General features: G+C 40.4%; 14 protein-coding genes, 1 tRNA gene and 1 other RNA gene. 15 read left to right on the plus strand and 1 reads right to left on the minus strand.

The window, feature by feature from the left end:
* Positions 1–32: 32 nt before the first annotated feature.
* The 8 genes from atpD (at position 33) to SanJ4206_RS03325 (ending at position 8,456) form a co-directional block, all read left to right on the plus strand.
* Positions 33–1,439, plus strand: a complete 1,407-nt coding sequence (gene atpD, locus SanJ4206_RS03290; protein WP_003025268.1) for a F0F1 ATP synthase subunit beta — start codon at positions 33–35, stop codon at positions 1,437–1,439.
* A gap of 10 nt (positions 1,440–1,449) precedes the next feature.
* Positions 1,450–1,869, plus strand: coding sequence for a F0F1 ATP synthase subunit epsilon (locus SanJ4206_RS03295; protein WP_003028068.1), 420 nt, complete (start codon positions 1,450–1,452; stop codon positions 1,867–1,869).
* Between the two features lie 108 nt (positions 1,870–1,977).
* Positions 1,978–2,208 (plus strand): DUF1146 family protein, encoded by a 231-nt coding sequence (locus SanJ4206_RS03300; RefSeq protein WP_018543445.1) that lies wholly within the window; start codon positions 1,978–1,980, stop codon positions 2,206–2,208.
* A gap of 38 nt (positions 2,209–2,246) precedes the next feature.
* Positions 2,247–3,527: a UDP-N-acetylglucosamine 1-carboxyvinyltransferase gene (murA, locus tag SanJ4206_RS03305; protein WP_003028071.1), complete on the plus strand. Its 1,281-nt coding sequence runs from the start codon at positions 2,247–2,249 to the stop codon at positions 3,525–3,527.
* Positions 3,520–3,696: a DNA-directed RNA polymerase subunit beta gene (locus SanJ4206_RS03310; protein WP_003028073.1), complete on the plus strand. Its 177-nt coding sequence runs from the start codon at positions 3,520–3,522 to the stop codon at positions 3,694–3,696. The genes murA and SanJ4206_RS03310 overlap by 8 nt, the downstream gene beginning before the upstream one ends.
* 98 nt (positions 3,697–3,794) lie before the next feature.
* The gene (locus tag SanJ4206_RS03315; RefSeq protein WP_003028076.1) at positions 3,795–4,640 is read left to right on the plus strand and encodes a DNA/RNA non-specific endonuclease; all 846 of its coding nucleotides are present in this window, start codon (positions 3,795–3,797) and stop codon (positions 4,638–4,640) included.
* 289 nt (positions 4,641–4,929) lie between these two features.
* The gene (locus SanJ4206_RS03320; protein WP_003028078.1) at positions 4,930–6,669 is read left to right on the plus strand and encodes an ABC transporter ATP-binding protein; all 1,740 of its coding nucleotides are present in this window, start codon (positions 4,930–4,932) and stop codon (positions 6,667–6,669) included.
* A 14-nt stretch (positions 6,670–6,683) separates the two neighbouring features.
* Complete coding sequence (locus tag SanJ4206_RS03325) at positions 6,684–8,456, plus strand: ABC transporter ATP-binding protein (protein ID WP_003028080.1); 1,773 nt, start codon at positions 6,684–6,686, stop codon at positions 8,454–8,456.
* A gap of 701 nt (positions 8,457–9,157) precedes the next feature.
* On the opposite strand, the gene SanJ4206_RS03330 is transcribed toward SanJ4206_RS03325, so the two are convergent.
* Entirely contained in the window at positions 9,158–10,159 is a 1,002-nt protein-coding gene (locus SanJ4206_RS03330) for a YdcF family protein (RefSeq protein ID WP_003027727.1), read from the minus strand.
* Positions 10,160–10,295: 136 nt separating this feature from the next.
* On the opposite strand from SanJ4206_RS03330, the gene ssrA reads away from it, so the two are divergent.
* The 7 genes from ssrA (at position 10,296) to SanJ4206_RS03365 (ending at position 14,314) form a co-directional block, all read left to right on the plus strand.
* Positions 10,296–10,645: a transfer-messenger RNA gene (gene ssrA / locus SanJ4206_RS03335) on the plus strand.
* Positions 10,646–10,653: 8 nt separating this feature from the next.
* Positions 10,654–10,741 (plus strand) — tRNA-Ser (locus SanJ4206_RS03340).
* Between the two features lie 147 nt (positions 10,742–10,888).
* Positions 10,889–11,269 carry a CidA/LrgA family protein gene (locus SanJ4206_RS03345; RefSeq protein ID WP_022525109.1) on the plus strand — a complete coding sequence of 127 codons (381 nt, stop codon included), beginning with the start codon at positions 10,889–10,891 and terminating at the stop codon, positions 11,267–11,269.
* Positions 11,262–11,957, plus strand: coding sequence for an LrgB family protein (locus tag SanJ4206_RS03350; RefSeq protein ID WP_003027725.1), 696 nt, complete (start codon positions 11,262–11,264; stop codon positions 11,955–11,957). The genes SanJ4206_RS03345 and SanJ4206_RS03350 overlap by 8 nt, the downstream gene beginning before the upstream one ends.
* A gap of 117 nt (positions 11,958–12,074) precedes the next feature.
* The gene (locus SanJ4206_RS03355; RefSeq protein WP_003025236.1) at positions 12,075–12,587 is read left to right on the plus strand and encodes an adenine phosphoribosyltransferase; all 513 of its coding nucleotides are present in this window, start codon (positions 12,075–12,077) and stop codon (positions 12,585–12,587) included.
* Positions 12,588–12,686: 99 nt separating this feature from the next.
* Positions 12,687–13,631 (plus strand): homoserine O-acetyltransferase MetA, encoded by a 945-nt coding sequence (metA, locus tag SanJ4206_RS03360; protein ID WP_003027724.1) that lies wholly within the window; start codon positions 12,687–12,689, stop codon positions 13,629–13,631.
* 8 nt (positions 13,632–13,639) lie between these two features.
* On the plus strand, positions 13,640–14,314 hold the full coding sequence (locus SanJ4206_RS03365) for a DnaD domain-containing protein (RefSeq protein WP_003027723.1): 675 nt from the start codon (positions 13,640–13,642) through the stop codon (positions 14,312–14,314).
* Positions 14,315–14,317: the final 3 nt, after the last annotated feature.

A 14,317-nucleotide genomic window follows, 5' to 3' on the forward strand; every position in this document is an offset into this window, starting at 1 on the left:
TCACAGAAAATAAATATAAAGAGGAGAAAAGAATGAGCTCAGGCAAAATTGCTCAGGTTATCGGACCAGTCGTTGATGTTGCGTTTGCAGCTGGTGATAAATTACCTGAGATAAATAATGCACTTGTAGTCTATAAAAATGACGAAAAAAAATCAAAAATCGTCCTTGAAGTAGCTCTTGAGCTTGGTGACGGAGTGGTTCGGACCATTGCTATGGAATCAACTGACGGGTTGACTCGTGGCATGGAAGTCCTAGATACTGGTCGTCCAATTTCTGTCCCCGTTGGGAAAGAAACACTCGGTCGCGTCTTTAACGTTTTAGGAGATACCATTGACTTGGAGGCTCCTTTTGGTGAAGATGCAGAACGTCAACCAATCCACAAAAAAGCTCCAACTTTTGATGAGTTGTCTACTTCATCAGAAATCTTAGAAACAGGAATTAAGGTAATTGACCTCCTTGCACCTTATCTAAAAGGTGGGAAAGTCGGACTTTTCGGTGGTGCCGGTGTTGGAAAGACAGTCCTGATTCAAGAATTGATTCACAACATTGCCCAAGAACACGGTGGAATTTCTGTCTTTACTGGTGTTGGAGAACGAACGCGTGAAGGGAACGACCTTTACTGGGAAATGAAAGAATCTGGCGTTATTGAAAAAACAGCCATGGTCTTCGGTCAAATGAATGAACCACCTGGAGCACGTATGCGTGTGGCTTTGACTGGTTTGACCATTGCCGAATATTTCCGTGATGTTGAAGGTCAAGATGTGCTTTTATTCATTGACAATATCTTCCGTTTCACGCAAGCAGGTTCTGAAGTATCTGCCCTTCTTGGACGCATGCCTTCAGCCGTTGGTTACCAACCAACACTTGCGACAGAAATGGGACAATTGCAAGAACGGATTACATCAACCAAGAAAGGTTCTGTAACCTCTATCCAAGCTATCTATGTGCCAGCCGATGACTACACTGACCCTGCGCCAGCGACAGCGTTTGCTCACTTGGATTCTACAACCAACTTGGAACGGAAATTGGTGCAATTAGGGATTTACCCAGCAGTTGATCCACTTGCTTCTAGCTCCCGTGCACTTGCTCCTGAAATTGTCGGAGAAGAGCACTATGCTGTAGCAGCAGAAGTGAAACGTGTCCTTCAACGTTACCATGAATTGCAAGATATTATTGCAATCCTTGGTATGGATGAATTGTCAGACGAAGAAAAGACTTTGGTTGCGCGTGCGCGTCGGATTCAATTCTTCTTGTCACAAAACTTTAATGTTGCTGAACAATTTACTGGGCAACCAGGTTCTTATGTACCAGTTGCTGATACAGTTCGTGGCTTTAAGGAAATCCTTGAAGGAAAATATGATCATCTCCCTGAAGATGCCTTCCGTGGTGTTGGTTCTATCGAAGATGTCGTTGCTAAAGCTGAAAAAATGGGATTTTAAGAGGTGACCTATGGCTCAAATGACAGTACAAATCGTGACACCTGATGGTCTAGTTTTTGACCACCATGCAACGTTTGTTTCCGTTAAAACTCTTGATGGAGAAATGGGGATTTTACCGCATCATGAAAATATGATTGCTGTTTTGGCTGTCGATGAGGTCAAAGTGAAGCGGATTGATGATGAAGATCATGTCAATTGGATTGCTGTGAATGGTGGAATTGTCGAAGTAGCTGATAATGTAATCACCATTGTTGCAGACTCTGCCGAACGTGCTCGCGATATTGACATCAGTCGTGCTGAAAGAGCAAAATTACGTGCTGAACGTGCTATTGAAGAAGCACATGAAAAGCATTTGATTGACCAAGAACGTCGTGCCAGAATCGCTCTTCAACGTGCCATTAACCGAATTAACGTTGGAACAAGATTATAAAAAAGGCCAATTGGCCAATTGGCCTTTTTTATAATGGCTTTTTTGTTATCGGTACATGATTCGTGTCCGATAGTTTGCTCTCATCTATTTTTTTGGTATAATGGGAATATGATTCAGTTAATTTTTACGCTTAGTAGCCATATGATCTTTATTTTTCTTTCATTTCACTTACTTTCTACTGTTGTGAATTGGGAAAAACTATTGAAAGTGAATGCTGACAATGCTTTTAGAATTCGTTTTTTGATTTTATTGCTTAGTATTGCATTAGGCTTTTTGCTCAGCTCTTTCTTCCTCAGTCTCTATACATTAGGACGTGATGTGTTTAATAGCAATTTATAAGATGAGAAAAGTAATAAAATAAGTGTTTTGGAGAAAATATGGATAAAATTATTATACAAGGCAGTTCGAATCCATTAGTTGGTTCGGTTAAAATTGAAGGTGCCAAAAATGCTGTTTTGCCTTTGCTTGCAGCAACTATTCTAGCGACGACAGGGAAAACAACTCTAACCAATGTTCCGGTTCTATCAGATGTGTTTACGATGAACAATGTGGTTCGTGGATTGAATACAAAAGTGACTTTTGAGCAAGAAGAAAACCGGATTACGGTGGATGCTACACAGCCGTTGAGTGAAGAAGCGCCTTATAAATATGTGAGTAAAATGCGTGCTTCAATTGTTGTATTAGGACCTATTTTGGCGCGTAATGGTCACGCAAAAGTTTCCATGCCGGGTGGCTGTACGATTGGAAGCCGTCCTATTGACCTTCATTTGAAAGGTTTAGAGGCAATGGGAGCAGAAATTAAGCAGACGGCTGGATTTATCGAAGCAAAAGCTGACCAATTGCATGGAGCTCATATCTATATGGACTTTCCAAGTGTAGGGGCGACACAAAACATTATGATGGCAGCAACGTTAGCAGACGGTGTGACCGTTATTGAAAATGCAGCTCGGGAGCCTGAAATTGTGGATTTAGCTGTTTTGTTAAACAAAATGGGGGCTAAAGTCCGTGGAGCAGGTACGGAAACATTAACCATTACTGGGGTTAAGGAATTGTCTGGGACAAGTCATAGCGTGGTGCAAGATCGTATCGAAGCTGGAACTTTTATGGTAGCAGCTGCTATGACAGGTGGCAATGTTCTTGTGCAAGATGCTATCTGGGAGCATAATCGTCCCCTCATTGCGAAACTGATGGAAATGGGTGTGTCTGTTACCGAAGAGGACGAAGGAATTCGGATTTGTTCGGATTTATCCAAGTTAAAAGCGGTCAATGTGAAGACTCTTCCGCATCCAGGTTTCCCGACAGATATGCAGGCGCAATTTACAGCTTTGATGACGGTTGCCAAGGGTGAGTCTACCATGATTGAGACTGTTTTTGAGAATCGTTTTCAACATCTGGAAGAAATGCGTCGGATGGGTTTACATTCAGAAATTATGCGGGACACAGCTCGTATCGTTGGTGGTCAAGCCTTGCAAGGGGCAGAGGTGATGTCAACAGACTTGCGTGCGAGTGCCGCGCTGATTTTAACAGGCTTGGTTGCAGAAGGTGAAACAAAAGTAGGACAACTAACTCATTTGGACAGAGGATATTATCAGTTCCATAAAAAGTTGGCTAACTTAGGTGCTTCTATTAAGCGAGTGAAGGAAGAAGACGATGAATAATGATTTGAAATATGTTGGAAAACAAGTCGGAATTGTTCTGATAGTCTTATTGTTGGGTTTGATTTTGTTTGCACTCGGTTTAGTTGTTGGTTATGGTGGAAAAAATCCATGGGCTATTTTATCGCCAGATAAGTGGCAGGAGATTATCAGCAAATTCACAGGACAATAGACAATAATATTGATAGGAAAAAGGGAGTGAGACAGAGGTCGTGATTTCGTAGAAATTGGCTTTGAGTCCCGCTTCCTATTTATTTAAAAGGGGGAGAAATGGCGAGAAAGAAATCCAATCAGAAAGTAGCACAAAGTGTAGCTGGTTTGGTTATAGCACTGGTTCTTGCGCTGGGAGGTTATTCTTTTAGCAATCATCATGGTAGTACGAAGCCTTCTGACAGCACTGCTATTAATCGAAGTATTCGAACGAATCATGCAGCACCCAGTCAAGAATTAGCACAGAGTGTTTTGACAGAGTCCGTTAAACGGCAACTCAAAGGAAAGATTGAATGGAATGGGGCAGGAGCCTTCACAATCAATGAAAATAAAACAACATTGGATGCTAAAGTTGCAAGCGTTCCTTATGCGGATAATAAGACTAAACTCGTCCGAGGTCAGACCGTTCCGACGGTTGCAAATGCTCTTTTATCCAAAACAACTCGCCAATATAGAAGTCGTGAAGAAACAGGAAATCGCTCCACGACTTGGACGCCTGCTGGTTGGCATCAAGTCAAGCATTTATCAGGTGAATACAACCATGCAGTTGACCGAGGACATTTGTTGGGTTATGCTTTGATTGGTAACTTGAAAGGGTTTGATGCTTCGACCAGTAACCCGAAAAATATAGCTGTGCAAACAGCTTGGGCTAATCAAGCAAATACTAGTCATTCTACGGGTCAAAATTTCTATGAAACAAAGGTTCGCAAGGCACTAGACAAAAATAAACGAGTTCGGTATCGAGTGACTTTGATTTATGCCAATGAACAGGATTTAGTGCCAGTTGGTTCGCATATTGAAGCTAAATCAAGCGATAGTAGCTTGGAAATGAATGTTTTTGTTCCCAACGTACAGACAGGACTTCGGCTAAATTATCAAACAGGAGAAGTGACCGTTACCAACTAGATTATTGCTAGCGTTGCATTTATATCATATTTTTGTTATACTATTGTTACATGAGGTCGGACAAAAAGTATCTCAGCCTCTATCTAATTTAGTGATAAGCGAATGACGCAGTAGGTGATTGGACTCTTTATTCGCTTTTCAAGCTCGAAAGAGCACCTAATCACCCTCGCGGGGGTGGGACCACGAACTTAAATTTTTCAAGATAAGTTCTGTCCCACTCCCATTTTGTCTAAAAAGTACGTTGGTGCTTTTTTATTGTGGATTTGTTTTATGAGGAGAAAGGAGAAACATGAAGTATATTTGGTCTTATTTGAAAAAATATCCCAAATGGTTGATGTTGGATTTCTTTGGTGCTGTCTTCTTTGTCGTGGTGAATCTCGGTTTGCCGACTGTTTTGGCACGAATGATTGACGAAGGGATTAATCGAGGAGACAGCAATCGTTTGTATTATTGGGCGATTGTGATGCTTATTGTGATTTTGTTGGGAATTTTGGGGCGGATCGTGCTTTCTTATGCAGCTGGTAAGTTGACAACGAGTATGGTGCGTGATATGCGTAATGACATCTACGACAAATTGCAAGAGTATTCGCATCATGAATATGAGCAAATTGGCGTTTCGTCTTTGGTGACACGGATTACCAGTGATGCCTTTGTTCTCATGCAATTTGCAGAGCAATCCTTAAAAATGGGTGTCGTCACGCCTATGATGATGATTTCCAGTGTGATGATGATTTTTGTCACCAGCCCCTCTTTAGCTTGGATTGTCGCAATTTCCGTTCCTTTTCTCGGCATTGTCGTTTGGTATATAGCAGTCAAGACTCGTCCTTTATCAGAAAAACAACAAAAAACGTTAGATAAAATCAATCAATACGCACGTGAGAATTTAATGGGGCTGCGCGTTATTCGTGCTTTTGCTCGAGAAGAATTTCAAGAAGAGCGTTTTGCTTCACAAAATGAAATTTATGCGGATAATTCCAATCGCTTATTTAAATTAACTGGTTTGACAGAACCGCTCTTTGTTCAAATCATCATTGCCATGATTGTTGCTATTGTCTGGTTTGCTTTAAAACCACTTGGTACAGGAGACTTGCAAATTGGCGATTTAGTTGCTTTTATCGAATACAGTTTTCATGCATTGCTGTCTTTCTTGTTGCTATCTAGCTTGTTTACGATGTATCCTCGTACAGCTGTTTCAAGTGAACGCTTGAAAGAAGTAATGGAAATGCCGATTTCGATCAATCCAAACGAAGACGGTGTTACGGAGACAGACAGTCACGGTTATTTAGAGTTTGACAATGTTACTTTTGCTTATCCTGGTGAGACTGAAAGCCCAGTGCTACATGATATTTCGTTCAAAGCGAAACCTGGTGAAACGATTGCTTTTATCGGATCAACTGGTTCAGGAAAGTCTTCATTGGTGCAATTGATTCCGCGTTTCTATGACGTGACACTTGGAAAGATTTTAGTAGACGGAGTGGACGTGCGTTCTTATAACCTAAAAGCGCTTCGGCAGAAGATAGGTTTCATTCCACAAAAAGCTCTGCTCTTTACCGGCACAATCGCAGAAAACCTTCGCTATGGGAAAGAAAATGCTAGTCGTGAGGAATTGGTGCAAGCAGCAGATGTAGCACAAGCGAGAGACTTTATCGAAAGCAAGGAAGAGCGTTTTGAAACGCATTTGGCAGAAGGAGGGAGCAATCTCTCTGGTGGTCAAAAGCAACGTCTCTCCATTGCGCGGGCAGTCGTAAAAGAGCCAGATATTTATATTTTTGATGATTCGTTTTCCGCTTTGGACTATAAGACCGATGCCATTCTTCGAAGTCGACTCAAAGAAGTTACGCAAAATGCTACTGTATTGATTGTAGCACAACGTGTGGGAACCATTATGGATGCAGATCAGATTATTGTTCTGGATAAGGGAGAAATTGTCGGGCGCGGAACGCATGAAGAATTGATGCAAGATAACGACATCTATCGCGAAATTGCCAATTCTCAGCTCAATAGTCAATCACTAACAGAAGAAGAATAGGAGGGAAAGAGAAAATGAAAAAACAACATAGTTTTATTCGTTTGTGGAGTTACTTAAAAGTTTATAAAGCTTCCGTTATCCTTGCTATCTTTTTGAAGGTGGTGAGTATTGTGATGAGTGTGTTAGAACCATTTATTATCGGATTAGCGATTACGGAAGTGACACGAAATGTATTGGATATGGCAAAAGGAGTGGAAGGCGCAAGCATTAATACCACGTATGTCTTTTGGATAATGGCGCTCTACCTCTTGCGTGGCTTATTCTATGAAATTGGAGCATATTATTCAAATTATTTTATGACCAATGCGGTGCAAAATACGGTACGCGATATGCGCAATGAACTCAGTCATAAAATCAATCAAATTCCGGTTTCTTATTTTGATAAACATCAATTTGGAGATTTGCTAGGACGTTTTACCAGTGATGTAGAAACTGTCTCAAATGCGCTTCAACAATCATTCTTACAAGTTGTAAATGCGGTTTTGACCATTACCTTAGTTATCGGAATGGTCTTGTATCTTAATTTTCAACTGGCTTTGATAGTGATTGCTAGCATTCCGTTGACCTATTTGGGGGCAAACTTTATTTTGAAAAAATCACAACCGTATTTTAAAAAGCAAGCAGATACGCTAGGTGTCATGAATGGATTTGTTCAAGAAAATCTAACTGGTTTTAATGTGCTGAAACTCTATGGCCGTGAAGAAACATCTTCAAACGATTTTCGAGAAATCACGCAAAACCTCCAAGAAGTCGGATTCAAAGCTAGTTTTATTTCTGGCTTGATGATGCCAATTTTGAACGCAATTTCAGATTTGACTTATCTGCTTGTAGCAGTTGTTGGTGGTTTGCAAGTCATTTCTGGACAATTAACAATTGGGAACATGCAAGCATTCGTACAATATGTGTGGCAAGTAAACCAACCAATCCAAAACTTAACGCAACTAGCTGGGCAATTGCAGAGTGCTAAGTCTTCGCTGGATCGTGTTTTCCAAGTCTTGGATGAACCAGACGAAGTAACAGATGCGAAAGAGCGGCTGGAACATGATTTGACAGGTCAGGTCAGCTTCAAGCATGTTGACTTTCAATACGTGGAAAACAAACCGCTCATTCGAGACTTCAACTTAGAGGTTAAGCCGGGCGAAATGGTGGCGATTGTCGGTCCAACAGGTGCCGGAAAGACCACCCTCATCAATCTACTCATGCGCTTTTACGATGTAACAGCAGGTTCAATTTCTGTGGATGGTCACGATATTCGCAACTTATCGCGCCAAGATTACCGCAAACAATTTGGTATGGTCTTGCAAGACGCTTGGCTTTATGAAGGAACAGTCAAAGAAAACTTGCGCTTTGGAAATCTGAATGCGACAGATGAAGAGATTGTGGAAGCCGCCAAAGCAGCTAATGTCGATCATTTCATTCGGACGCTTCCAGGTGGCTATAATATGGAAATGAATCAGGAATCCAGCAATATTTCGCTAGGACAAAAACAATTGCTGACCATTGCGCGAGCACTATTGGCAAATCCCAAAATCTTAATTTTGGATGAAGCAACCTCGTCGGTTGATACGCGCTTAGAGCTTTTGATTCAAAAGGCGATGAAGAACCTCATGCAAGGACGGACAAGCTTTGTCATTGCTCACCGCTTATCGACGATTCAAGAGGCAGATAAGATTTTGGTTCTCAAAGATGGACAAATCATTGAGCAAGGAACTCACGAATCGCTTTTAGCTGATAAAGGTTTCTATTACGACTTATATACAAGTCAGTTTGCCAAGAAAGAAGCCTAACGAATAAAGGAGCAAAACAAAACTCCAACGAAACAATAAAAGCACGAACCCTGTCTTGACTAGCAGTTAGCTAATCTGGACGAGTTCGTGTTTTTCTATCCTTAGCGGCACAAAGCTAAAATGCAATTGCTCTGTCTCACAACTATTTTTTGCTAAATCTTCAAAATTGCATCATATTTCTTCCGTCCGCCCGGCGGACGAAGTGAACTAGTTTTGGTTTATAGTGTCAGCCGAGCGGATGGGGTGGATTAGTTTTGATTTATATTGTCAGCCGAGCGGATGGGGTGGATTAGTTTTGATTTATACTGTCAGCCGAGCGGATGGGGTGGATTAGTTTTGGTTTATTGTGTCAGCTGGGCGGACGAAGTGAATGAGTTTTGGTTTATAGTGTCAGCCGAGCGGATGGGGTGGATTAGTTTTGATTTATATTGTCAGCCGAGCGGATGGGGTGGATTAGTTTTGATTTATACTGTCAGCCGAGCGGATGGGGTGGATTAGTTTTGGTTTATTGTGTCAGCTGGGCGGACGAAGTGAATGAGTTTGGGTTTATAGTGTCAGCCGAGCGGACGAGGCGAATGAGTTTCAGTTTACTTCGTCGTCCTGGTCGACGGTCTGAACCAGTTTCAGTTTACTTTGTCGCCTCGGTCGACAGCTTCAATCGTTTTCTACGAATTGTTCATTCCGTTAAGTAAAATTACGCCTTATCGAAAGAGGTTAGTAAGCCAAACAATGAAATACAATCCAAGAAAAATAGCGTGCCATTTCCAATAAAGCACGATCAGTCCAAGCGTTTCACGTATCCAAGATGATGGTAGAAAATAAGGTGCTGTTCGGGAACCTATACTACGTCCTTTCAAACCAATCTTTCGCATGTAAATACCCGCTCGCAAGGAGTGGAAAGAATTGGTGACAACTAGACAACGATAATTTTTCTCACGTGTCTCATCCAAAATTGCTTTGCTAAAACGCAAATTTTCTAAGGTATTGGTTGACTGCCGTTCAATTATAATATCTTCTTGTGGAATACCTACTTGCCTTAAATATTGCGCCATTGCTTCTGCTTCGGTTATTGGTTCATCGACACCTTGTCCTCCAGAAACGACAATTTTGGGATGGTTATGAAATTTTTCATACATCGTCTTCCCCTTTTCGAGTCGTTGAGCGAGAAGAGGTGGAACCTTGTCTCCTATCAAACCAGACCCTAAGATGATGATGTAGTCTGGATGTTTTATGACGGGCAATACATTATAAACAAAACCGTAAAGGATATAGGTCACATAAAGATAGCTACCATAAATTAGAAGTCCATTTGTAAGAGATAGGATTTTATGAAGAAAGATAAAATGAGGAAAGAAAAAAGTAAGCGCTAGGGAAAGAGCAATAGCGAGTCCATAAAAGAGGGAGAGAAGGTTTGCTAAACGCCTGCCTTCAAAGGTCATCATCTGTCTGCCATTAAAAATGAGATAAATGGTTGAAATTATAACACTCAAAGGAATGAAAAGTGCTAAGATGAGCAAAGAAAGCATTGCCAGATTTCTATTGACAAGTTGTTCCATATGAATCACAAACAAACCAGAAACGATAGCGGCGAATAAAATTAAAACGATACTAAGCAAATACGCATTGAAGAGTCGCCTTGGCTCTATATAAAACAAGACAAGAAAAAGAAGAGTAGGAAGAAGCCAAATAAGATGCAATACCATAATGTGATAACAATCCTTTCAAACAGATTCCTTTTTAGTATAGCATAAAAGTTCCTGTAAAAAAGTAGATTTAAAAAACAATGGACTTAAAAATTGAAATATTATTAAAAAATATGGTATAATATTTTTATGTCTTGGGGTCGTTACGGATTCGACAGGCATTATGAGGCACATTTTGCGACTCATCGAGCGGATGTAAAGCGCCAGTTAAATATAACTGCAAAAAATAATAATTCTTACGCTTTAGCTGCCTAAAAAACAGCCAGCGTGACCAGATTCGGATCGCTCGTGTTCGATGACCGGTCTTAATAATAGCGAGATACGATTAAGCCTTGTCTAGGGGCTTGATAAGAGACTGATAGACTCGCTTGGCTTGGGCTTGAGTTATGTGTCAAAGCGAAGTTAAATCCAATACATAACCTATGGTTGTAGACAAATGTGTTGGCAGGTGTTTGGACGTGGGTTCAATTCCCACCGGCTCCATTGTTAAATATGGAAGATTACTCAAGAGGCTTAAGAGGCTGTGTTGGAAACGCAGTAGGCGTGTGAAAGCGTGCGTGGGTTCGAATCCCATGTCTTCCGTTTTGTTACAAAACGCTCGTTAGTGGCGTTTTTTTTACTAGAAGATAAAATGAGTGAAGAGAACGGATTCACTCATTTATTTTTTGAAAAATATTGAAATTTTTCTGAAAAGTAGTAGACTGTAACTAGAAAGTTTGGAGGTTTCTCGTGAAATTATACGTACAATTGATGATTATTTTTTCAATTTCTTTGATAGGAGAAGGGATTTCCTATCTTTTTCATTTGCCTATTCCGGGGAGTATTATTGGGCTTATTCTTCTTTTTTTGGCTTTGCAATTTAAAATTTTCAGATTGCGGCATGTGAGTATGGTGGGAAATTTTTTATTAGCCAATATGACCATTTTATTTTTGCCGCCAGCAGTCGGAATTATGGATAAATTTCATGTCATTGCGCCTTATCTGCTGCCGATTGTTTTGATTATTGTTGGAGCGATTGTAATCAATGTGATTGTCATTGCCGTGGTTGTTCATTTTATCAAAAATCGCTTTGAAGGAGATTACGGAGAAGGAGAAACAAGAAATGTCTAATTTGTGGGGCAATCCTTTATTTGGTTTGGCTTTATCGATCTTTGCTTATCTGGTAGGAATGTTGATTTTTCGCAGATTTCCGCATCCTTTGACAACACCTTTGCTTCTAGCCACCATATTTGTCATTGTATTTTTAAAATTGACAGGAATTTCTTATAAACATTACTACATAGGTGGAACGTATTTGAATAATCTCATTGTGCCGTCAACGGTTGCACTGGGAATTCCTTTGTATAAAACATTTCATCTCATGAAACACCATGCCAGAAGCATTTTGATTGGTACTTTTGTAGCAGTGGTAGTGAACACTAGTTTTACGGCCTTGGTCGCCAAGGCTTTTGGAATGGATTTTTTCTTAGCAATTTCACTCTTTCCCAAATCAGTAACAACAGCTATGGCGGTTGGAATTACAGATAAAATGCAAGGGCTGACGACGGTGACGTTGGTGGTCGTAGTAGCAACGGGAATTTTGACAAGTGTGATAGGACCGACTGTTTTAAGGATTTTAAAAATCAAAGATCCTGTTGCAGTAGGCTTAGCTCTTGGAGGAACGGGACATGCTGTTGGGACAGGGACAGCCTTTAAATACGGACAAGTTGCAGGTGCTATGGCTGGTCTAGCTATTGGCGTGACAGGGATTATGTATGTGATTGTCAGTCCAATTGTTGCAAGTATTATTTTAAAATAGCAAAAAACGAGAATGACTGTGCTGTGACTATTTTTTGAAAGCAAGTATGTTTTCTGCCCCATTTCTTAAAAAACATGATATAATAGAGAGTAAAAACTTTTTGATAGAAAGACAGTTATGGATTTAAAAGATTATATTGCAACCATTGAAAATTACCCGCAAGAAGGGATTTTATTTCGTGACATTAGCCCATTGATGGCAGATGGAAATGCCTATAGCTATGCTATTCGTGAAATTGTCCAATATGCTACGGACAAGAAAATTGATATGATTGTCGGTCCAGAAGCGCGTGGATTTATTGTTGGATGTCCGGTAGCTTATGAGCTTGGAGTTGGTTTTGCTCCAGTACGTAAGCCTGGGAAATTGCCTCGTGAGGTTATCTCAGCTAGTTATGAAAAAGAGTATGGTGTAGATACCTTAACAATGCACGCTGACTCTATCAAACCTGGACAGCGTGTACTGATTGTTGATGACCTTCTTGCAACAGGAGGAACGGTTAAAGCAACAATTGAAATGGTTGAACGTTTAGGTGGTATCGTTGCAGGTTGCGCTTTCCTTATTGAATTGGATGAATTGAAGGGACGCGAAGCTATTGGTAACTACGATTACAAAGTTCTCATGCATTATTAAGGTATAAGTAAAAGCTATATCTTGTTGTAGAAAAAGTATAATTGAAAACTATATCTCCTTTCAGTATAATAAAAGCAGAAAGCAAAAGGAGATATTTTCATGCCTATTAAAATTGATAAGAAATTACCAGCTGTTGACATTTTAAGATCTGAGAATATCTTTGTCATGGATGATGAGCGTGCAGAACACCAAGATATTCGTCCTCTGAATATCTTGATTTTGAATTTAATGCCGCAAAAAACAGTAACAGAAACGCAGTTGTTGCGTCATTTAGCAAATACGCCATTGCAACTTCGGATTGAATTTCTTTATATGACTTCTCATACCTTCAAAACGACACATGCGGACTATATGGAGACCTTTTATAAGACTTTTGATGAGATCAAGGGTCGTTATTTTGACGGTTTGATTGTCACTGGAGCGCCAGTCGAGCATTTGCCTTTTGAAGCAGTAGATTATTGGGAAGAATTTCGACAAGTTATTAACTGGTCCAAATCGCATGTTTACTCAACGTTGCATATTTGTTGGGGAGCGCAAGCAGCTCTTTATGCTCGTTATGGCATTGCCAAACACCAGATGAAGCGCAAGTTGTCCGGTATTTATAGTCAATCCACACCAGAAAAACCAAATTTGTTGTTTCGTGGTTTTGATGATGAATACGCAGCTCCTCATTCGCGTTATACAGAAGTTCGCAAAGAGGATATTTTAAACAAGAGTAATTTGGAAATTTTAGCTTGTGGAGAAGAGGTTGGTGTCTCCGTTGTGGCAAGTCGTGATCTTCGCGAAGTGTATAGCTTTGGTCATTTGGAATATGACCGCGAGACCTTGGCAAAAGAATATTTGCGTGATGTAGACGAAGGGCTGAATCCGCATATTCCAGAAAATTATTTCAAAAATGATGACGTTACTTCAGTTCCCTGTTTACGATGGAATCTGGCTGCGGCGCTGTTTTTCAACAATTGGATTAATTATGCTGTTTATCAAGAAACGCCATTTGACTGGGCAAATGCAGCAAATGACGCTTCCTTGTTTGCTTATTTATAAGAGGTGTTATGACTTATTTATCAGCGTATAAGACGGGCAATTTAGTATTGCCAACTGAGCTTCTTTTTCATTTTCATGAGATATTTGATAATAGTGATGACTTTTTGGTCTGGCAATTTTTCTATTTGCAAAATACAACGTCGCTAGAAGAGATTTCTCCTGTTCAGATTGCAGAAAGTATCGGGAAATCCGTTGCAGAGGTCAATCGCTCTATGTCAAATTTGACAGAAAAAGGATTGTTGCAGTATAAAACGATTGCCCTCAATGGTGAAATTGAGGCAGTTTTTGATGCGCTACCAGCGCTTGAACGATTAGATGAAATTGTAGAAAGTCGCTCAAGCGTTGCGCAAACTGTTTCTCAAAATGTTTTAAAAGACTTGGTCGAGACTTTCCAGCAAGAATTAGGTCGTCTCTTGACACCATTTGAAATCGAGGATTTGACAAAAACGATTCAAGATGACAAGACCAGTCCTGAACTTGTTACTGCTGCTCTTCGTGAAGCTGTTTTTAATGGAAAGGCAAACTGGAAATACATCCAAGCTATTTTGCGGAATTGGCGCCGTGAAGGCATTACAACAGTAGCACAGGTAGAAGCGAAGCGAGAAGAACGTGAAGCGGCAAATCCGCAAAATATCACTGTCTCAGATGATTTTTTGAAGGCTATGGATTTGTGGCGAGATTAAGAT

Source organism: Streptococcus anginosus, from assembly GCF_001697145.1.
Lineage (GTDB): Bacteria > Bacillota > Bacilli > Lactobacillales > Streptococcaceae > Streptococcus > Streptococcus hominis.